Consider the following 19784-nt stretch of genomic DNA (forward strand, 5'->3'; position numbering starts at 1 on the left):
TGTCGCCGCCTTCATCAGGTGCGCAGTGTCGCAAGGATTCCCGACAGCTCGAAGACGGTCGCCTGCGCATCAAGTGACAGGCCAATGGCGGCGGCCGACAGGTCACGCGCTGCAGCATGCGCGTCGAGGGCGATCTTGAGCCGCGCGCCCGAACGGTCCCGCGCCGCGTGGGCGATGAACGCCGGCACGCGATCGAGAAACGCCTCATAGCGGGGTTGCGACGCCTTCCCAGCAAGGGACTTCGCCAGCCGGAGACGATGGCCGTTATCGCGATCGCCTTCGTCGGCGATCCGCGCAATCGCTTCGTCGAGGCTCGCAATATCGAGACCCGCGTAGCGCAGCGCCCTGCCCGGCGCTCCCTCACTCGCACGTACGAGGGCAGATATCTCGTCGTGGTCGAGGTCCGGCTGCGCCAGTCGCAACGTCACCGCGACCTCGTCGGGCGTCAGTGCCTCGAACCGCAAGACCCGGCACCGCGACCGGATCGTTGGCAACAACCGTCCCGGCGCGTGGCTGACCAGGAGGAATATCGTCCCGGCGGGTGGTTCCTCAAGGTTCTTGAGCAACGCATTGCTGCCGCCGCGCTCCAGATCGTCGATCGCGTCGATCATGACGACCCGGCGCGGGCTCATCGATGGCGTCGTCGCAAAGAGCGGCTGGAGCGTGCGGACCTGCGCGATCGTTATACTGCGCGCAAGATCCTGGTCGGGCTTTTCAGGATCCTTGGGCAGACGCGTCAGCAGGCGGAAATCGGGGTGCGAACCCGCCTCGATCAGCGCGCGCGTGGGGTCGCCGGCCGGCACGGCAAACCCGCGCGGCTCGGTCGACCCGCCGCGCGCATCGGCCAGCATGCGCATCGCCGCCAGCCGTGCGAAGCTTGCCTTGCCAACGCCCTGCGGGCCGGTGAACAGCCACGCATGGTGAAGCGCGCCGCTTTGCATCGCCGCGGCGAAAGCGGACTGCGCCGCGGCATTGCCGATTATGTCGGTCATGCCGGCGACGGGCTCACCCGAACGGTGCACACGCGCGCCGGCACGCCGAGCCTCAACCGAACAGCCCGGTGAGCCCAGACCAAGCGCGCCCGAAGAACCCGGCTTCGGCAACGTCCTTTTCCGCGACCAGCGGCATACGCTGCTCGACCCCGTCAGGCATCGACACGACCAGATCCGCGATGTGCTGGCCCGCCTTGATCGGCGCCTTGACCGGCCCCTGATAGACGACCTTGGCGTTCAGGTTCGGCGATGTCCCCGCCGGCACGGTGACGGTCAGCGCCTTGGGCGCCATGAGGCCGACGCTCGATGAGCCGCCCATCTGCACGCTGGCCTCCTCGACCTTCCGACCCTTCGCTACGATCGGCTTGGACTGCCACGCGCGGAAGCCCCAGTCCATGAACCGTACTGACTCGTTCGCGCGCTCTGTCGAACTCTTCAGGCCGGCGACGACCAATACCAGACGGCGACCATTCTGCTCGGCCGACCCGGTGAATCCGTATCCGGCTTCTTCGGTATGTCCGGTCTTCAACCCATCGGCACCCGCGACGCGGCCGAGCAGCGGATCACGATTGGCCTGGGTAATCGCGCTGCCGCCCATGGTCTTGCCCCAGGTGAAATCGCGCTTTGCATAAAATTGCTTGTAGAGTTGGGGATGGTTGGTGATCGTCGCCGATGCCAGCTTGGCCAGATCATGCGCAGTGACATAGGTCACGCCGTTGTCTGGCCACCCGTTCGACGTCCCGAAATGACTGTCCTTGAGGCCGAGCTGTGCCGCGACGCGGTTCATGCGCTCGGTAAAGGCGGGCTCCGAACCCGAGATCGACTCCGCGAGAACGACGCAGGCGTCGTTGCCCGACAATGTCACGATGCCATATAGCAGATTGGCCACGCTGACGCTCTCGTTCGCCGACAGGAACATCGTCGAACCCGCTGACGGACCATGCCATTTTGCCCAGGTCTCCGGCCGGACGGTGACCATGTGATCGAGCTTGAGCTCGCCTTTTTTGAGCATGTCGAACGCGACATAGACCGTCATCATCTTCGCCATCGACGCAGGCGGCATACGGCGATCGGCATCCCGTGCGAACAGGACCGCGCCCGACGACAGATCTTCCATATAGGCGATCGGTGCGCTGGTCTGGAACTGTGGCGCAGCGGCGATAGACGGCGTCGCAAGCGCGATCATTGCCAGCGGCGCGATGGCGATGCGGCGCCGGACCATTTGAGTAAAGGGCAGCGTGTTCATGGGCAGCTTCGTCATGATATCCGTTACGTCAAAGAGGAACACGATGGGAGGCAGGCTCGCGGCGCCGCCGGGACCTTATCGAAGTCATAGCCGCGCTTGGCAACCGCGTCACGCTTGGCTTTGAGTCTATCGGGCACGCCGGTTAGCGCTCGACTGCATCCGCCAGCAGCCCCACCGACAGCGCATAAAAATTCGAACAATTATAGTCGAGGATCACGCGGTAATTGCTCGTGAGCAGATACGCCGTGGCGCCTGAACCGTCGGGTTCGAGCAGCGTCGCCATGACATTGTCGGCCGGCCACGAGGCGCCTTGCGTCATCACACCCAGACCGCGCCACTCGGCGATCGTTCGCCAGCCGCTATGCCGTTCGAACACGCGCGGGCACCGCGGCGACACGAGCCGATTGCGTACCTGCGACCGATCGAATCCCTGCGGCACGGAGACCGCGACGCCCCAGGGTTGGCCACTGCGCCAGCCGGCATTGGTAAAATAATTGCCGATCGACGCCAGCGTATCGGCCGGACTGTTCCAGATATCCGCGCGGCCGTCACCATCCCCGTCACGGGCCAGTCGTAGATAGATGGACGGCAGAAACTGTGGATTGCCCATCGCGCCTGCCCAGCTACCCTTGAGTTGTTCGCGGGAAATGCCCCGGTCGACGATCTTCAAGCCGGCAATGAACTCGCCCGCAAACAGCGATCGCCGACGCCCCTCATAGGCGAGGCTCGCGAGCGACCGCAGAATGTCGAAATTTCCGGTGTAGCTGCCGTAATTGGTCTCATGCCCCCAGATCGCAACCATGATCGATTCGGGCACGCCTGTTTCGCGCTCGATACGCTGCAGCCTGCCCCGCTGCGCCCGATAGGTTTCCCGACCGCGTCCGATCCGCGCCGCGTCGACATGCTGCGCCTTGTACGGCGCGAAGGCCGGAATGGCGCTGCTTGTGCCGCCGCCCGGCTGTGCACGATCGAGCGCGATGACACGCTCGTTCAGCGTCAACGTGGGAAAGACTGAGTCCACCGTACGCGCCGTGACTCCGGCCTCCAGCGCCTGCGTACGAAGCTGGCCGAGATAGGCCTGAAACCCCGCCTCGTCCTGCGCACATGCGGGGGTGGTGACCGCGGTCATCGCCGCGACGGTCAAAGCGCCACGTCGCAACGCACTCGATAGGATAGATTTTGCCCACATGCCGACCGCTCTGCCATAGGGGCGTCCGCATCGGAACCTCGTCCTGACGCAAGCATGGCTCGCATCGACGCGTGGACCGCCCGCTACGCTGCTACCCTTCTCCGCCGAGGCTATCGTTCGGGTGCCGGCCCCGTCCTTCAGTGACGACTTTCCCTGCCCGCCGACACGAAGCTGCTTGCCTTTCGTCAACCGCACCCGCTAAGGGCTGCGGCGTCGGGGAGTGGCGCAGGCTGGTAGCGCACCTGGTTTGGGACCAGGGGGTCGCAGGTTCGAATCCTGTCTCCCCGACCATGTTGCGCTTGATCGCGACAAACCCGATAGTCCGGGATTATTCCATCGGTATGATCTCGACGATGTCGAGCAGGGATTCGAAGCGCGGACGAGGCAGTATCAGCCGCCAGCGCCGGTTACCGATGCGCTCCATCACACCCGCCAGATCGCGATTTGCGTCGGTGCCGTAGCGCATCGGACGCTGTTCGTCGCCCAACGCCATGCTGCCGAGGAAGATCGCACGCGGTCGCGGAGCCGAATCTGCCCGCGATTCGCGGTACAGCGTCCCGGACGGACGTTGCGATCCTCCCAGCCGCGTGAACGTCAGGTCCCCGTCTCCCCCCGTGCGTGCTGGCTGTTCGATGCGGCACGAGAACCAGCCATAGGCAATGAAGCGTGACGCGCCCGCTCCAGGCGCCCCGAGCTTGATCGTGCGACACCGATAGGTGCCGATCGGTGGCAACGGATCGGGGAGTGCCCGGTCCGGATCGAACAATTGAGGATCCGCGGCAATCTCACGCTGCGGGATCTGCGCAAGCGCATCCATCCACGCATCGCGCCAGTCGCGCAGCCTTGCGCGGTCGGCAACCGTTGCTGCCGTGCGCCATCCTGCCCCTCGTCCGGTGGGATCGGTTCGCTCGACGTCGGGGGGCGGCGCGCTGGCGATCTGTTTTCCGCCCCCGCAGGCAACGAGCAAGACGCATGTCGCCAACGCCCCGATCGCGCGTCGCGCGTCGACACGGGCACCGCCGACACCTATCATGCTGCCGTCCAGCCGCCATCCATCGACAGATTGGCGCCGGTCATCGCGCTAGCCTCGTCGCGGCACAGGAAGAGTGCGAGCGCTGCGACCTGCTCTGGCGTGACGAAGGCCTTGGTCGGCTGCGCGGCGAGCAGAATGTCGTTCACGACCTGCTCGCGGGTCATCGCGCGCGCCGCCATCGTATCCGGGATCTGATCCTCGACGAGCGGCGTCCAGACATAGCCGGGCGAGATGCAGTTGACCGTGATGTTGTCGGTCGCGGTTTCGAGTGCGATCGTCTTGGTCAGTCCGGCGATGGCATGCTTGGCCATGACATAGGCCGACTTGTTCGGGCTAGCGACCAGCGAATGCGCCGACGCCGTCGAGATGATCCGCCCCCAGCCCCGGCGCCGCATATGCGGAATCGCCGCCCGCATCATGTGCCAGGCCGACGCCATGTTGATCGCGATAATCTTATCGAAGGTCGCGACGGGAAAATCCGCAATCCCCGCAACATGCTGGATGCCCGCATTGTTGACCACGATATCGCAATTCCCCGTCTCCGCGACCGCGCGCTCGATCAGTGCGACAATCTCGTCGGGGCGGGTCATGTCAGCGGCATCGTAAAGCGCGGTCGCCCCACTGATCGTGCTCAGCGCCACACGCTCCGCCTCGATCGTCGCGGCGTCGCCAAAGCCGTTGAGAACGACGCAGGCCCCCTCCCCCGCAAAGGCCCGCGCATAGGCGAGGCCGATCCCCGAAGTGGATCCTGTAATGACCGCCGTCCTGCCCGCCAGAAACATTGCCTCGTCCCCCATCTTGACGCGGCCAGAACGCCCCGCCTGCCGTACAACGCTTTGTCATGCCTTCCAAAGGTCGGCAGAATACGATTAAACCCGGCAAGCCAATCGGATGCAACTCCGCATCGTCCCATGCATTTCGTTACCACTCCAGAATGAAAGTCTTAAGACCATGCGGCTCGATGATTTCGACCCCAACATCAACGTCGAGGATCAGGGCCGCGGCGGCGGTTCGGGCGGTGGAGGCGGCGGCCTTCTGTTCGGCCTACTGCCGCTGATCGGCAGCCGTTTCGGGTGCGGCGGCATCGTCGTCGTGTTGATCGTGATGGCGCTGTTCGGCGGCCTCGGCAATATCGGTGGCATGCTGGGTGGCGGCTCGTCGCCCAGCGCACCCTCCGGGCAGATAACGCAAGGTGGGGCCAACCGCGGCGGCGAACAGGGTTCCGGCACCGACGCGCAGTCGATCTGCAAGCTGAACCCCGAGCGACACGCCGCGTGCAACGCCTTCAGCTCGGCGCAGAAAACCTGGGCCGCGATCTTCGCGAAAAACAGTGAACAGTTCCAGGCGCCCAAGCTCAGCTTCTTCGACGACAATGGCCGTTCGGGCTGCGGCGCAGCACAGGCGGCAATGGGCCCCTTCTACTGCCCGACCGACAACGGAATCTTCCTCGACACCAGCTTCTTCGACGAGCTGGCCAACCGGTTCGGCGCGCGCGGCGACTTTGCGCAGGATTACGTCATCGCGCATGAATTCGGTCACCACATCCAGAATCTGGTCGGCACGTCGAGCCAGGTTTCACGCGCGCAGCAGCGCGCTGGTTCGAGCGAGGGCAATGCGCTGTCGGTTCGGTTGGAGCTCCAAGCGGATTGTTTCGCCGGTGTCTGGGCGGCCGCCAATCGCGACCGCCTCGAGCCCGGTGACATCGAGGAGGGCATGACCGCTGCGCAGGCGATCGGCGACGACACGCTTCAGAAGCAGGCTCAGGGCCGGGTCGTGCCGGACAGCTTCACGCACGGCACCTCGGCGCAGCGTCAGACCTGGCTTCGCCGTGGTCTCGACAGCGGGGACCCGAAGGTGTGCGACACCTTCTCGGGCGCGATCTGAATGAATGCCCCCTCCCGCACTACCGGGAGGGGGCTAAATGCTCAGAGCTTGACGAGCATCTTGCCGGTATTTCCACCCGAAAACAGTCCGAGAAACGCGTCGGGCATTGCGTCGAGGCCATCATGCACGGTTTCCTGCCGCTTCAACGTGCCCGCCTTCAGCAGGGCGCCCATGTCCGTATAGAACTCCGCAGCCCGATCCATGAAATCGCTGACGATGAAGCCGCGGATCTGGATACGGTTACCGATCAGCCTTGCGAGATAGCGCAGTTCAGTCGCCGCGCCGCTGTTGTAGACGTCGATCATGCCACAGATCGCGAACCGGGCGTGCAGCTTGGCGTGCGCCAATGCCGCATCGAGATGTTCGCCGCCGACATTGTCGAAATATACGTCAATCCCGCCTGACCCGACCGCGGCCACAGCCTCGCCAAGTCCCTTCACGACCGGTGTACCGGACTTGTAGTCGATCACGGCATCAGCGCCGAGCGACTTGACCCAGGCACATTTGTCCGCTCCGCCTGCCGAGCCGATCACCGTCATGCCCTTGGCCTTGGCGACCTGAACGACGGTTGAGCCCACCGCGCCCGCCGCGGCCGACACGAAGACGGTATCGCCGGACTTGGCGGCGGCAACTTCCAGCAGGCCGAAATAGGCGGTCATGCCCGGCATGCCGAGCTGCCCAAGAAACGCCTGCGGATCGACCGCCAGGTCCGGCAGCTTCTGGACCTGGTTTGCCGGCAGCGTCGCTTCGTCGCGCCATCCCGCCATATGCTGGACGAGATCGCCCGCCTTCAGACCCTCGGCCCGGCTCTCGACGACTTCGCCGATCGCACCACCTTGCATCGGCTTGCCCAGCTCGAACGGCGGGGTGTAGCTTTTCACGTCGTTCATGCGACCGCGCATATAGGGATCGACCGAGAGCCAGCGGTTGGCGATGCGCACTTCGCCGTCGGCCAGTTCGGACTGTGAAACGTCGATCATCTCAAAGTCGGTATGCTTGGGCATGCCTTGCGGACGCGTCTTCAGGCTCCATGCACGGGACATTCTTCACTCCTGTCGTTGAGGTTTCATGACTCGGGTATGGCGCAGAACGGATCCCCCGCCAAGCGGCAGAGCACACATGACGTGCACGTCTGCAGCGAGCCTACCCGTCAATCGCCCGCGCCCTGATCGAAGTTCCGCCGGCCGTTGCCGGGTGCGCCCGTGCGAGCCGCGTTCGCGATGAATGTCCCGTGTCCAAAACATGAGGGGGAGAGCGCGGCGGTGGATTGCAAGCCGGCGGCGCCATCGCTAATATCGCAAGATCCGGCGTCGCCGGACCGCGCGGGGCCGTAGCTCAGATGGGAGAGCGCTGCAATCGCACTGCAGAGGTCAGGGGTTCGATTCCCCTCGGCTCCACCAGCGCAACCTATTCAATACTGTCACCGTCTTTGATAAAGCGGCAAGTGAGGGCGTGTCCGGCGCTAACGTGTTCGGTGCCGGAGCGGACGGCGCCGCTGATAGAATCTCTATACTGGGCGGCGGCAGAATCAGCCCGTCACAGCGCCGTCCGTCCGGTGCAGACCGCAAACGCGGCGCCTTGGTGCCGAACATCCCGCGGACGGTCGCAAGCAGTCGCGCGTTGCGCGGGGTCCACAGACGTCAATCGGCCTGCGCATCTGCCGTTTCGGTCTGACGTTCCCACCGCAGATACGTCAGACGATCGCGCAGCCGCGGCTCGCGTGCATGCTGCTCCAGCGTTGCCAGTTGGACGAGCGACGATGGCCCCAGCCGCCCCACATAGCAGAGGTCGAGCGGCGGCCCCGCCTTACCCATTTTGAGCGCTGTGCGAACATTCCAAGCCGCCGCGACCGCGCCAAGATCCACAACGCTCGCCGTCACCAACGCAGTCACAGCCGCCAGCGCATTGGCGTTGATCAGGCACGCCGCCGACCTATCGACAAGCAATCGCCAGCCGATCAGCGCCAGGCCCGTGGCCACGAGTCCCATCCATGAAGTGCCGACAGTCGCAGCACCGTCATCCCGTAGGCGTCGACATAATCGAGCGTTCGCAATGCACTCGACGCGACCAGCAGCAGGTTCTGGACGAGCCAGACCGTCACCAGCCGCCGCACCAGCGGAAGCGACGCGGCTGTACTGCCCGGACGGAATGCCAACAACACGAATACGCCGGCGAGCGCTGCCGTTACGATCAACGAATACGTGCCACGGTGCGCATAGTCCGCCATCGTCACGCCCGAGGGCACTCCCGCGCCGCTCGACAGGAACACAATGTCGAGCCCATTCTCAACCGCGAAGATCGTATTGAACGTCACGAGTAAGAGAGTCAGCTGCGCCACCGCCGGCTCGAACACCGTACCGATCGAGCGATCGCCGAAACGCGATGGACCCGTCGTATAAGGACTTGGCCGCAGGCTTGCCCAGATGGTGATCAACACGCAGAGGCCGAACAGCGTGCGCCAGATCGTCGCCCACGGATCCGGCAGCACGATTTGCGAAAACGCCCAGCCGATCAGCGGGTTGGCGTTCGCGAACAGCCCAAGGAACGTCGCGCCGCCTACCAAAGGCAACGCGGCGACGGCCCCGATAGCGCGGAAGCGCTGGAGGGCAGTCCTCGACGCTGGCGGACTATCGACACCCGCGCCGCATCCTTCAGCGGCGCAATGGCGGCGGATATCGCGTGCCAGCCGAGCCTGCGCGCCCAGGCGAGCGCATCGTCGAACCCGTGCCGCGGCAGGAGTGCGGCAAGCGAGACAGCCGTCCAGAACAGAACCCAGCCGAGGAAGCTTGGATCGTCGATGAGTACCACCGCCAATCCGGCGCCGGAAAGCAACACCAGTCGCGCCGATCCGTCTTTCCAGATCCCCCGTCGCGTCAGGAACAGGGCGGTAATCCAGGCCAAAGCGAACCCACCAACCACCGCGCCATTGCCGTCGTCGATCGGTATCTCCGCCAGGAAAGGCAGCGCCGATTTTGGCCATCAGTCTTCCATGACGACTCATCTTCGCGCTCCCCGACTGTCGAGGTTCTGCTTTGCAGCGGTCCCGTGAGCGTCAGATCGCAATGTCCGCGTACGATCCGTTCACTTGTCGTACAGATCCTGTGCAGATGATGAATCCAAACCCGGGCGGTGTCCTCAGCGCGCGTTGCGAAAGTCTTGGCGCAGGGCTAGCCTCCGTTCGGGGAGCATCGACACATGGAGTTCAAAATCCGGATCGGCCGGCGTTTCGTAACGAAGCGTTGTCGTCTGTCCGCTACCAGTTCGCCGATGTACAAGCAGCGCGCTCAACATTGCTACGGCTTATGTTCGCGATCTTCCTGACGACCGCTTACGCGCCGTTTGCGATCGCGTTCGTTATAATGTTCGGGATCGGGCTGATCGAGGCGATCGGCCTTGGGCTCGGCCATCTTGATCTCGACGCGGACGTTTATGCCGAAACCGATAGTGGCGTGCTCGATTGGCTCGGGTTCGGTCACGAACTGCCGATCCTGATCTGGCTGACGTCATTACTCGGCTGCTTCACGCTCACCGGGATAGCCATTCAGCAAGGTGCGACCGCGTTGACCGGCGGCCCACTGCACTGGGGTCTCGCCTCGGGTGGTGCGCTGGTCGCTGGCAGCCTGCTCAACACCCTCGCCGCAAACGGGCTTGCCCGGATCATGCCCGGCTTCGAAACCAGCGTGATCTCCACTGACGACTTTCTCCGCCGCCGCGGCACCATCCTCGAAGGCACCGCCCGCCGCGGATCGCCGGCCCGTGCAAAGATCGTCGATCAGCATGGTCAGGCGCACTTCATCATGGTCGAGCCGCACGACGACGCCGACGTGATCGCCACCGGCGAGACCGCCCTGATCGTCCGCCGCGACGGCAAACTCTTCTACGCGCTGCCCGACGCCAACGCGCTCCTGCAGTCGATCCGATCACAATCATAACCGGGGAGGGTTTCATGCCCGCACAGCTTCTGAACGTCCTTATCTACGCCGGTATCGTGCTGTTCGCGCTTGTCGTGATCGGCATCATTCTGACTCGGCTCTACCGGCGCGCGACCAAGGATGTTGCGCTGATCCGCACCGGTTTCGGCGGCGAAAAAGTCGTGCTCAACGGCGGCATCATGGTGATCCCGGTGCTTCATGAGTTGATGCAGGTCCGCCTGACGACAGTGAAATTAGAGGTATCGCGCCTCAACAAGGATGCGCTGATCACGCTCGACAAGCTGCGCGTCGACGTCGTCGGGCTGTTCCACATCAAGGTGAAGCCCGACGCGGAATCGATCGCCGCCGCCGCGCAGACGCTCGGCGATTCGGTCAACAGCCCTGATGCGGTGAAGTCGCTGCTCGACGGCAAGCTGGTGTCCGCGCTGCGTTCGGTCGCGGCGACGATGACGATGGAGCACCTCCACGCCAACCGCGCCGACTTCATCCAGAAGGTGCAGGAGGCGCTGATGACCGACCTGGACATGAACGGGTTCCAGCTCGAGTCCGTCAGCATCACCCATTTCGACCAGACCGCGTTCGAGCATTTCAACGAGAACAACGCGTTCGACGCCGAGGGGCTGACCGTGCTCACGCGGACGATCGAGGAGCGCAAGAAGATCCGCAACGACATCGTCGCAACCAACCGCGTCGAGATCGAGCAGCGTAACCTCGACGCTAACAACCAGTCGCTCGAGATCGCGCAGGCCGCCGAACAGGCGCGCCTGACACAGGAGCAAACGCTGTCCGCGCGCCGTGCGGAACAAGCCACGGCGATTGCCACCGCCGAGGCGGAGCAGACCCGCCTCGCCGAGATCGCCCGCATCACCGCGGGCCAGGCGCAGACCGTCGCGCAGACCGAAGCCGACAAGGTGATCCAGACCGCCACGATTGCTCGTGACGGCGCGATCCAGACCGCGACGATCGAGCGCGACAGGACGATCGAGATCGCACGCATCACGACTGCGGTGCAGACCGCGCAGAAGTCGGAAGAGGAATCGACCGCCACCGCTGCAGCCAACGAGGCGCGCGCACTGGCCGTCCGCGCTGAGGAAAGCGTCGCTACTGCCAAGGCGACCGAGATCGCCAACCGAAACAAGAACGTGGCCGTGATTGCCGCCACCCAGCGCGCGCAGGAAGAAGCCGTTGGCATCACCGTCGCTGCGACCGCCGATAAGGAAGCCGCGGAAGCTCGTGCGAGCGCCCTGCGTACTGAAGCAACCGCCGAAGCAGATGCAGAGAAGGCGCGCGCGGAAGGGCGCGAGGCGGCCTTCAAGGTCGACGCGGCAGGTCAGGCGTCGTTGAACGAGGCGACCAACTTGCTGAGTGACTCGCAGACCGCACTGCTGATCCGCCGCGCGATGCTCGAAGCGTTGCCCGCGATCATCGCTGCGGCGAGCAAGCCGATGGAGAACATCGACAAGATCAGCATCCTGGATGCGCGGGGCCTGCACGGTGACACTGGCAACGATGGCGCGTCCGACGTCGGCCAGGGCAACCTCGCCGACGCCGCGGTCGCAGCCGCCATGCGCTACCGCGTCGGCGGGCCGCTGATCGATGGCCTCATGGCGGAACTCGGCATGACCGGCAGTTCGTTGAACGGCATGCTCGCCGGGAGCAGCGCGGATGCGGCGCCTGCCCGAGCCTCCTCCCACGATGCCCACAAACATTCCGGTTCACTTAATGGTGGGACGGGCAACCCGCCGGCCTGATCAGAGGCACTCGAAGGCCCAGCCCTTGAAAATCGATCTGCGCTTCGAAGAATACGGGGCGCAGATCTTCGCTAGAGACGTCCTGAGTGTAAGGACCGGGTCCGCCCCTGCCCTGGGTCCAGGCGCGCGATCGACGGCCCATTGGCAACATTACCCCATCGGCCTTGGGCTCTACCGCGGGTGCCGTTAGAGACGTGCTGTTCGACCACAGTCCGCAACGACAACGCCAAACTCGCCCGTATCGAACGGATCGTGCGATTCGTCGCGTGGGATGCTGCAATCGGCGCAGGCATGCGGCGATGGTCTGGACCATTGGTGCAACGTGCGGCATCGCTGTCGTGCCAGGGGGCTGGAGCGTAAACGTGTTCAAGACAATGTGGAAAATGCCGGCAAAACTGCTCCGACGTGCGGTTGCCGAAAGCTCTGTCGACGGCGAGAACGCGGCGCCGGTCGCGGATGAGCAGATCGCTTCGGGCTCGCTAGAAGACATGATAAAGGCGGCGGACGAACTTGCCGCCGAGGATGCCGACGCTTTGACCATAGAATGCGTCGGTCGTGACCGGCCCATCACCTGGGCCGAAATTCAAGGATTGCGCCATGCGACGACCTTCCCGGTCGGCGTGTAGCAGTCAGTTGCCCCCTTCTTAGCGCCGGAACTTGCCGAGCAGTCGTTCGAGCAGGCTTGGCTGCATCGCGATCAACTGCTGCTGGCGAAACCGGTCACGATCGGCCGCGGCACGCCGGTAAAGGGCGTCAAGCCTGTCCGCACCATATCGGTCCGACAGGCGTGGCGGAGACTGATCGACGCGGTGAAACGAGGGCTGGTCGCGCTCGGGTCGGTGGGACATAACAGGCATTGATCGGGTTCCGGTGACAGGATGGCAGTCAAAATACACACGCTTTTTACCACCTTTTCAACACGTCTGGTCGTGAGCGGTTCCCGAAAGCGTGCTGAATCGAGGCGTTTTGGCTAAAACCGGCGGAACTTTCCAGCCTTCCACAAGACCCGTTTCCCGGGTCGAGACTCCGGCATTCGAGACCATCGGCAACGTCTGCTGTACAAGCACGACGCTGGTCGGGTAGGCGCCGACCATGGGTGAAATCGACAGACTCGTTCCTTCCGGCGTCATCGAACAATGGGTATTCCATCTGCGGCGGCAGCGGGCCCGTGCGGCGGATACCATCTGGTTGATCGATCAGGGTTTCACGCTTCACGATGGCAAGTGCGGCACACCGACGCACGACGCGACGGCACGCTGGCGCGCCGAGCAGGAAACCGTCATCGCGGAGGTCAGCGATCTTCTCAAACTCTATGACGAGATCAATTTGGGTCGCGACGTCCCGGCGGATGCCGATAGCGACCAAGGCCGTGCCGACAGGCGTTGAGCACCGTCACGGACCTGACCGGCTAGGCAGTTACATAGGAGCGCAGCGATGCGGCAGTCCACGACCCAGATCACGATCGATACCCGCCGGCAGGGGCTGGTCGACATTACCGCCCCGATCCGGCGCTGGGTCGATGCGCAGGCGATGCAATCCGGGTTATTGACGGTGTTTTGTCGCCATACCTCCGCATCGCTGCTCATCCAGGAAAATGCCGCGCCCGAGGTCCGAACGGATATCGAGGCTTATTTCGAGCGCATCGCACCGGAATCAAGTTCGTATCTGCACGACGACGAAGGGCCCGACGACATGCCCGCGCATTTGCGCGCCGCTCTCACGCAGGTACAATTGTCGATCCCAGTGATCGACGCCACGCTCGCGCTCGGCACGTGGCAGGGAATCTACTTGTTCGAGCATCGCCGTCGTCCTCATGGTCGCTCGCTGGCGCTTCATCTGATCGGGGAATGACCCTGCGGCGCGGACGACGGCCTATGACCGCGCCACGCGGTTTATTCATCCAGCGTCATGGACCCGTGGACCAATCCCGTTCATCAACCGTTCCACCACTGAAGGCTAATGTAAGGCGTTTCGCCGCATTCGCCGCGAACGGAGACGACAATCATGTTCATCATGCCTGGTCGCAAGGTCCTGCTGGCAGCTCTCGCCACGAGCACGTTGCTGGTCGCGGGTTGTGCGACCGAAACCACCTACCGCCCGGCCACTGGCCAGGGGTTCAACCGTACCGGCTATAGCGATCGCCGGATCGAGGATAACCGCTTCCTCGTCAGCTTCGCGGGAAACAGCGTCACCTCGCGCGACACCGTCGAACGCTATCTCTTCTTCCGCGCGGCGGAACTCACGCTCCAGCAGGGATATGACTATTTCCTGATGGCGGACCGAGACACCAATCTTCAGTCGCGCACCTATTCGACTCCCGGAATTGGCGGTGGGTTTGGTTATGGCGGTTTTGGCGGCTATTGGGGCCCGTCGTGGCGCTATCGCGGCCGCGGCTTCGGCTGGCGGAGTTGGGATCCCTATATCGGTGGCGGCTTCGGTGGCTTTGGCGGCGGCGGTTTCGGCGGCCCATGGGGCAACGACTTCGACGTCCGCACGATCGACCGCTACGAAGCGACGGCCGAGATCGTGATGCGCAAGGGGCCGATCCCGCGCGACAACATCCGTGCGTTCAATGCCAAGCAGGTCGTCGACAATATCGGGCCGAGCGTCATCCTGCCAAAGTAAGCAGCGTCGCGGCCGCACCGCCGCAACCACGCACACAAGCAAAAGCCGGACCGTCCCCTGGGACGGCCCGGCTTTTTATTGGCTGCAATGCCGCCACCCGGGCGCGGCCGCTAAACGGCTGGCCCGTCAGCGCAGCGTTCAGACCGCGCCGTGGCACTGCTTGTATTTGCGCCCCGACCCGCACGGGCATGGCGCGTTGCGGCTAACCACGCCTTCCCAATTCGCCGGATCCTCGCCGATATCCGCGGCCTGGAGCTGCGGGATCTGCATCGGCGGGAGCTGCGACGTGATGTGGCCCGACATGCCACGTGCCTGGTCGAGGCTGTCATTCTCGCCGGTGAACGGGTCGAAATGCGTCGTGATGAAATCGGGTAGCTCGGGCAGGCCGACCGGCGCCTGGATCTGGAACTGCGCGTGGGCGATCGTCTTGGTCACGTCCTCGCGGATCGTCTCGAGCATCCGCTGGAACAGCGAGAACGCCTCCTGCTTATACTCGTTGATCGGCGTCTTCTGCGCATAGGCGCGCAGATGGACAACCTGGCGCAGCGCGTCGAGCGTCGCCAGATGCTCCTTCCAGTGATGGTCGAGATTCTGCAGCAGGATCGACTTTTCGACCGACGTCCACGTCTCGGTGTCGAGGTCTGCGGATTTCGTCGCGATCGCCTCGTCCGCCATTGCACGAATGCGTTCCTCGACGATCTCGGGATCGATCGCCTCTTCGAGCAGCCACGCCTCGATCTGCGGCTCGAGGTTGAGCACCTCGGCAAGCCGCGTCTTCATCCCCGCAATGTCCCACTGTTCGGGATAGGAATTGGGGGGGCATGCCTCACCGACGATGACGTTGACCGTCTCCGCACGCATGTCCGTCACTACGTCGCCGACGGTGTCGGCATCCATGATGTCCGCGCGCTGCTCGTAGATGACCTTGCGCTGCTCGTTCATCACGTCGTCATATTCGACGACCTGCTTGCGGATGTCGTAGTTGCGCGCCTCGACCTTCTTCTGCGCGGTCTCGATCGCCTTCGACAGCCACTTGCTCCCGATCGCCTCGCCGTCCTCGATATTGTTGCGCATCATCTTGGCGAACAGCGTGTCCGGCCCGAAGATCCGCAGCAGATCGTCGTCGAGGCTCAGGTAGAAGCGCGACAGGCCGGGATCGCCCTGACGACCCGAGCGCCCGCGCAGCTGGTTGTCGATGCGCCGGCTCTCGTGACGCTCGGTACCGAGCACGAACAGGCCGCCCGCGGCGAGCACTGCCTGCTTCTCGGCCTCGATCTCGGTCTCGATCCGCGCCGCCTCGGCGGCATATTCGGGCGTGCCCTCGACCAGATCGGGATGCTCGTCGAGCATGCGGAATTCGAGATTGCCACCGAGTTTGATGTCGGTACCGCGGCCCGCCATGTTGGTCGCGATTGTCACGGCCGACTTGCGTCCGGCCTGCGCGACGATGTGCGCCTCCATCTCGTGGAAGCGCGCGTTCAGCACCTTGTGCTCGACCGCCTCGCCGACGAGGAACTCGCTGAGCAGCTCGGATTTTTCGATCGATACCGTGCCGACGAGCACCGGCTGACCGAGGTCGGCGTGATGCTTGATCTTCTTGGCGATCGCCGCGAACTTGTCCTTGGTGTCCTTGTAGAACTCGTCTTCCTCGTCGACGCGCTTGACCGTGACGTTGGTCGGGATGCTGACGACGTTGATCTTGTAGATGTCGTAGAACTCGGCCGCCTCGGTCGCCGCCGTACCGGTCATGCCGCCGATCTTGGGGTACATGCGGAAATAGTTCTGGAACGTGATCGAGGCCATCGTCTGGTTCTCAGGCTCGATCTGGACGCCTTCCTTGGCCTCGACCGCCTGATGAAGGCCGTCCGACCAGCGCCGGCCGTCCATCATGCGACCGGTGAACTCGTCGATGATGATGACCTTGCCGTCCTTGACGATGTAATCGATGTCCGACTTGAACATCACGATCGCGCGCAGCGCCTGGTTGAGGTGGTGGACGACCTGCGTGTTCTCGAAGTCGTACAGGTTGGCGCCTTCAAGCAGCCCTGCCGCCTCGAGCATCCGCTCGACCTTCTCGGTGCCGTCCTCGGTGAGGATGATCGTCTTCTGCTTCTCGTCCTTGTCATAGTCACCGGGGACGAGCTGCTTCACGACCGCATCGACCTGGATATACAGCTCGGACTTGTCGTCGGTCGGCCCCGAGATGATCAGCGGCGTACGCGCTTCGTCGATCAGGACCGAATCGACCTCATCGACCACCGCGAAGTTGAAGCGGCGCTGCACCATCGAACTGCGCTCGTACTTCATGTTGTCGCGCAGATAGTCGAAGCCGAACTCGTTGTTCGTGCCGTAGGTGATGTCGGCGGCATAGGCTGCGCGACGCTCCTCGTCCGACAAGTTCGGCACGATCACGCCGATCGTCATGCCGAGGAAGGTATAGACCTGCCCCATCCACTCAGCATCGCGCGCGGCGAGATAGTCGTTGACCGTGACGACGTGGACGCCGTCGCCCGGCAGGGCGTTCAGATAGGTCGCAAGCGTCGCGACGAGCGTCTTGCCCTCGCCGGTACGCATCTCGGCGATCTCGCCGCGGTGAAGGACGATGCCGCCGACCATCTGCACGTCGTAATGCCGCTGGCCAAGTACGCGCTTGGCCGCCTCGCGCACCGTGGCAAATGCCTCTGGAAGCAAGTCGTCGAGTTTCTCGCCGTTAGCGAGTCGGGCACGGAACTGCGCGGTCTGCCCGGACAATTCCTCGTCCGACATCGCGACGAGCGCGGGCTCGAACGAGGCGATCTTCGCAAGGATCGGGTTGAGCGACTTGACGTAACGGTCGTTGGACGATCCGAACAGCGATTTGGCAAAGCCACCGAACATGGGCTGATTTCCTGATTATAGGGCGCGACGGCACGCGGGTGGGCGCGCGCAAAGAGGTGGAATGGCCCGTAGGCCGAGAGATCAGGCGCGCGACGCTATTCGCGCCGACGGTCCATCCAGATAGGAGCCGTGATGATCGCGACGACTGGCAGCCTCGCCGAGGTGGCAACGTCGTCGAGCGAGGGAAGCGCAGCGACCGGTCGTACCGCGACCTTTGCCACCGCCACCGCGGCGGTCTGCGCGCAAACGCTACCCTGCGCTACTGCCTGTGCGGACTGTCCACGCACACCCGGCACCGCGCCGGTCAGCGCGGACAGGAGGGCAGAAAGGAGGAGCAGCAGGTTCATGCGGGACCGGCTGTATGCGAGCTTGCGTGTAAAATCTACCATTCGTCGGACGGACGCACCCGGCGAACGCGCGGACGCTCGATCCGTAACGGGACGGCGTCGTGCGTAGGAATGACGACCCTGACGGAGCTCGCCGACCACCGAAGCACGCCGATGTCATTCTATAGCCCCCAACCGCACCGGACCCCGGTCGACGGGCGGCTGTCAGACGCAACCCGCGATCTTGCAGGCCGGACCGCAGCGTCTATGAAGGCCGGATGCAGATCTCGCCGCTCGCCTTGCCCTTCCCCGCCGCCCCGTTGATCGACGGGGTCGTGCCGCATGTCGCGCGTGCCGGCTACAAGGCCTGGGACCGGTGCGACCTGACGTTCGTGACGCTCGATCCAGGGACGGTCGTTGCGGGCGTCCTTACGCAGAGCAAATGTCCGTCCCCCGAGGTCGAGTGGTGCCGCGCGGCACTGACTCTCGGACAGGCGCGCGCGCTTGTCGTCAACGCGGGCAATTCGAACGCCTTCACTGGTGCGCGTGGCCGTGCCGCGGTCGAGGCGATCGCCGCACGAACGGCCGCGCATCTCGGTTGCCAGCCCTCGGACGTGTTCGTCGCCTCGACCGGCGTGATCGGCGTGCCGTTGCCAATCGACAAGGCCGAAGCCGGGCTCGACGCTGCGTTCGCAGCCACGCCGTGCGGCTGGGAGGATGCCGCCGCGACCATCATGACCACCGATACATTTACCAAGGGCGCGGTGACGACCGCGGTGATCGGCGATCGGACCGTCACTTTGGTCGGCATCATCAAGGGCTCGGGGATGATCGCACCGGACATGGCGACGATGCTCGGCTTCATCTTCACGGATACCGCGGTCGAGCCTGCGTTTCTCCAGGCCGCACTGTCCAAGGCCAATGCGCCGAGCTTCTCGTGCATCACCGTCGACAGCGACACCTCGACCAGCGACACGGTGCTCGCATTCGCGACGGGTAAGGCCGGCAACGCGCCGCTCAGCGACGACGATAGCATCGGCGCGGACGCGTTCCGTGCGGCACTGGCCGATCTGTGCCACCAGCTCGCCCTGCTGGTCGTCCGCGACGGCGAAGGCGCGCAGAAGCTGATCGAGATCCAGGTGACCGGCGCAGAGAGCGACCGCAGCGCACACCGCATCGCGATGAGCATCGCCAACTCGCCTCTGGTCAAGACGGCGGTCGCCGGCGAGGACGCCAATTGGGGTCGTGTCGTGATGGCCGTCGGGAAGGCGGGAGAGCCTGCCGACCGCGACACGTTGTCGATCCGGTTCGGCAACACGCAAGTGGCTGAGGGCGGGCTGGCGCTCAGCGGTTATGACGAGGCGCCCGTTGCGGACCATCTTAAGGGGCAGGACATCGAGATCGGCGTCGATCTCGCGCTGGGCGACGGTGCGGCCACGGTGTGGACCTGCGACCTGACGCACGGCTATATCTCGATCAACGCCGACTATCGAAGCTGAGTCTGCCTCTAACCGCCACCTCAAAAGATCTGAGGTGGCGGTAGCGGCGCGTACCGTCTTAGGCGAGCTCGCCTTCAAGCCACGCCTTGAGCTGGCCCTTGGGTGCCGCACCAACCTTGGTTGCTGCCGGGGCGCCGCCCTTGAACAGGATCATCGTCGGGATCCCGCGCACGCCATACTGGCCTGGCGCATCGGGGTTCTCGTCGATGTTGAGCTTGGCGATGGTCACCTTCTCGCCCAGTTCCTCGGACAGCTCTTCGAGGCTCGGCCCGATCATCTTGCACGGCCCGCACCATTCGGCCCAGAAATCGACGAGCACGGGGCCGTCGGCGTTCAGCACGTCGGCATTGAAGCTCGCATCGGTGATCTGCTTGGTCGCCACTGAAATATCTCCTTCGTTATACCGTAATCTAGGGTCCGGCTGCACGCG

General features: G+C 64.2%; 18 protein-coding genes, 2 tRNA genes and 1 pseudogene. 10 read left to right on the forward strand and 11 right to left on the reverse strand.

The window, feature by feature from the left end; all coding sequences use genetic code 11:
* Positions 1 to 14: 14 nt before the first annotated feature.
* The 3 genes from sphsw_RS01260 to sphsw_RS01270 form a co-directional block, all read right to left on the reverse strand.
* Positions 15 to 992: an AAA family ATPase gene (locus sphsw_RS01260; RefSeq protein WP_031439029.1), complete on the reverse strand. Its 978-nt coding sequence runs from the start codon at positions 990 to 992 to the stop codon at positions 15 to 17.
* Positions 993 to 1044: 52 nt separating this feature from the next.
* A complete protein-coding gene (locus sphsw_RS01265) occupies positions 1045 to 2214 on the reverse strand; it encodes a D-alanyl-D-alanine carboxypeptidase family protein (protein WP_031439030.1) in 1170 nt (389 codons plus the stop codon).
* Between the two features lie 166 nt (positions 2215 to 2380).
* Positions 2381 to 3367: a lytic murein transglycosylase gene (locus sphsw_RS01270; RefSeq protein WP_152555340.1), complete on the reverse strand. Its 987-nt coding sequence runs from the start codon at positions 3365 to 3367 to the stop codon at positions 2381 to 2383.
* Between the two features lie 274 nt (positions 3368 to 3641).
* On the opposite strand from sphsw_RS01270, the gene sphsw_RS01275 reads away from it, so the two are divergent.
* Positions 3642 to 3718: transfer RNA gene (locus tag sphsw_RS01275), tRNA-Pro, on the forward strand.
* Between the two features lie 37 nt (positions 3719 to 3755).
* On the opposite strand, the gene sphsw_RS01280 is transcribed toward sphsw_RS01275, so the two are convergent.
* On the reverse strand, positions 3756 to 4364 hold the full coding sequence (locus sphsw_RS01280; protein WP_042466284.1) for a DUF4893 domain-containing protein: 609 nt from the start codon (positions 4362 to 4364) through the stop codon (positions 3756 to 3758).
* A 92-nt stretch (positions 4365 to 4456) separates the two neighbouring features.
* Positions 4457 to 5242, reverse strand: coding sequence for a 3-hydroxybutyrate dehydrogenase (locus tag sphsw_RS01285; RefSeq protein ID WP_031439033.1), 786 nt, complete (start codon positions 5240 to 5242; stop codon positions 4457 to 4459).
* Between the two features lie 169 nt (positions 5243 to 5411).
* Here sphsw_RS01285 and ypfJ point away from each other — a divergent pair, with 169 nt between their 5' ends.
* Positions 5412 to 6344 (forward strand): KPN_02809 family neutral zinc metallopeptidase, encoded by a 933-nt coding sequence (ypfJ, locus tag sphsw_RS01290; protein ID WP_031439034.1) that lies wholly within the window; start codon positions 5412 to 5414, stop codon positions 6342 to 6344.
* A gap of 41 nt (positions 6345 to 6385) precedes the next feature.
* Here ypfJ and sphsw_RS01295 read toward each other — a convergent pair whose 3' ends face one another.
* Positions 6386 to 7387, reverse strand: coding sequence for an NADP-dependent oxidoreductase (locus sphsw_RS01295; RefSeq protein WP_031439035.1), 1002 nt, complete (start codon positions 7385 to 7387; stop codon positions 6386 to 6388).
* Between the two features lie 281 nt (positions 7388 to 7668).
* Between sphsw_RS01295 and sphsw_RS01300 the strand changes: the two genes are divergently transcribed.
* Positions 7669 to 7744, forward strand: a tRNA-Ala gene (locus tag sphsw_RS01300).
* Positions 7745 to 7984: 240 nt separating this feature from the next.
* Here the strand turns inward: sphsw_RS01300 and sphsw_RS19140 are convergent.
* A pseudogene (locus tag sphsw_RS19140) lies at positions 7985 to 9345 on the reverse strand (DUF4153 domain-containing protein).
* A 61-nt stretch (positions 9346 to 9406) separates the two neighbouring features.
* Here sphsw_RS19140 and sphsw_RS01315 point away from each other — a divergent pair.
* The 3 genes from sphsw_RS01315 to sphsw_RS01325 all read left to right on the forward strand — a co-directional run bounded on the left by sphsw_RS01315 (position 9407) and on the right by sphsw_RS01325 (position 12653).
* Positions 9407 to 10276 (forward strand): YqiJ family protein, encoded by an 870-nt coding sequence (locus tag sphsw_RS01315; protein ID WP_235188241.1) that lies wholly within the window; start codon positions 9407 to 9409, stop codon positions 10274 to 10276.
* A gap of 14 nt (positions 10277 to 10290) precedes the next feature.
* A complete protein-coding gene (locus sphsw_RS01320; RefSeq protein WP_042466278.1) occupies positions 10291 to 12027 on the forward strand; it encodes a flotillin family protein in 1737 nt (578 codons plus the stop codon).
* A gap of 299 nt (positions 12028 to 12326) precedes the next feature.
* Positions 12327 to 12653: a hypothetical protein gene (locus sphsw_RS01325; RefSeq protein ID WP_031439039.1), complete on the forward strand. Its 327-nt coding sequence runs from the start codon at positions 12327 to 12329 to the stop codon at positions 12651 to 12653.
* An 18-nt stretch (positions 12654 to 12671) separates the two neighbouring features.
* On the opposite strand, the gene sphsw_RS01330 is transcribed toward sphsw_RS01325, so the two are convergent.
* On the reverse strand, positions 12672 to 12884 hold the full coding sequence (locus sphsw_RS01330; protein WP_152555338.1) for a hypothetical protein: 213 nt from the start codon (positions 12882 to 12884) through the stop codon (positions 12672 to 12674).
* Between the two features lie 235 nt (positions 12885 to 13119).
* Here sphsw_RS01330 and sphsw_RS01335 point away from each other — a divergent pair, with 235 nt between their 5' ends.
* From sphsw_RS01335 to sphsw_RS01345, 3 genes are all read left to right on the forward strand, one after another.
* Complete coding sequence (locus tag sphsw_RS01335; protein WP_042466279.1) at positions 13120 to 13413, forward strand: hypothetical protein; 294 nt, start codon at positions 13120 to 13122, stop codon at positions 13411 to 13413.
* Positions 13414 to 13461: 48 nt separating this feature from the next.
* Positions 13462 to 13878 carry a secondary thiamine-phosphate synthase enzyme YjbQ gene (locus sphsw_RS01340; RefSeq protein ID WP_031439041.1) on the forward strand — a complete coding sequence of 139 codons (417 nt, stop codon included), beginning with the start codon at positions 13462 to 13464 and terminating at the stop codon, positions 13876 to 13878.
* A gap of 153 nt (positions 13879 to 14031) precedes the next feature.
* Positions 14032 to 14652, forward strand: a complete 621-nt coding sequence (locus sphsw_RS01345; RefSeq protein ID WP_183937588.1) for a CC0125/CC1285 family lipoprotein — start codon at positions 14032 to 14034, stop codon at positions 14650 to 14652.
* A 138-nt stretch (positions 14653 to 14790) separates the two neighbouring features.
* Here the strand turns inward: sphsw_RS01345 and secA are convergent, their stop codons facing one another.
* Both secA and sphsw_RS01355 read right to left on the reverse strand, forming a co-directional pair.
* The gene (gene secA, locus sphsw_RS01350) at positions 14791 to 17529 is read right to left on the reverse strand and encodes a preprotein translocase subunit SecA (protein WP_031439042.1); all 2739 of its coding nucleotides are present in this window, start codon (positions 17527 to 17529) and stop codon (positions 14791 to 14793) included.
* A 95-nt stretch (positions 17530 to 17624) separates the two neighbouring features.
* Positions 17625 to 17876, reverse strand: coding sequence for a hypothetical protein (locus sphsw_RS01355; protein WP_152555339.1), 252 nt, complete (start codon positions 17874 to 17876; stop codon positions 17625 to 17627).
* 257 nt (positions 17877 to 18133) lie between these two features.
* On the opposite strand from sphsw_RS01355, the gene argJ reads away from it, so the two are divergent.
* A complete protein-coding gene (argJ, locus tag sphsw_RS01360; protein ID WP_031439044.1) occupies positions 18134 to 19354 on the forward strand; it encodes a bifunctional glutamate N-acetyltransferase/amino-acid acetyltransferase ArgJ in 1221 nt (406 codons plus the stop codon).
* 58 nt (positions 19355 to 19412) lie between these two features.
* Here argJ and trxA read toward each other — a convergent pair whose 3' ends face one another.
* Positions 19413 to 19736: a thioredoxin TrxA gene (trxA, locus tag sphsw_RS01365; RefSeq protein WP_031393340.1), complete on the reverse strand. Its 324-nt coding sequence runs from the start codon at positions 19734 to 19736 to the stop codon at positions 19413 to 19415.
* Positions 19737 to 19784: the final 48 nt, after the last annotated feature.

It is taken from the genome of Sphingomonas sp. FUKUSWIS1 (assembly GCF_000733135.1).
GTDB classification, from domain to species: Bacteria; Pseudomonadota; Alphaproteobacteria; order Sphingomonadales; family Sphingomonadaceae; genus Sphingomonas; species Sphingomonas aerolata.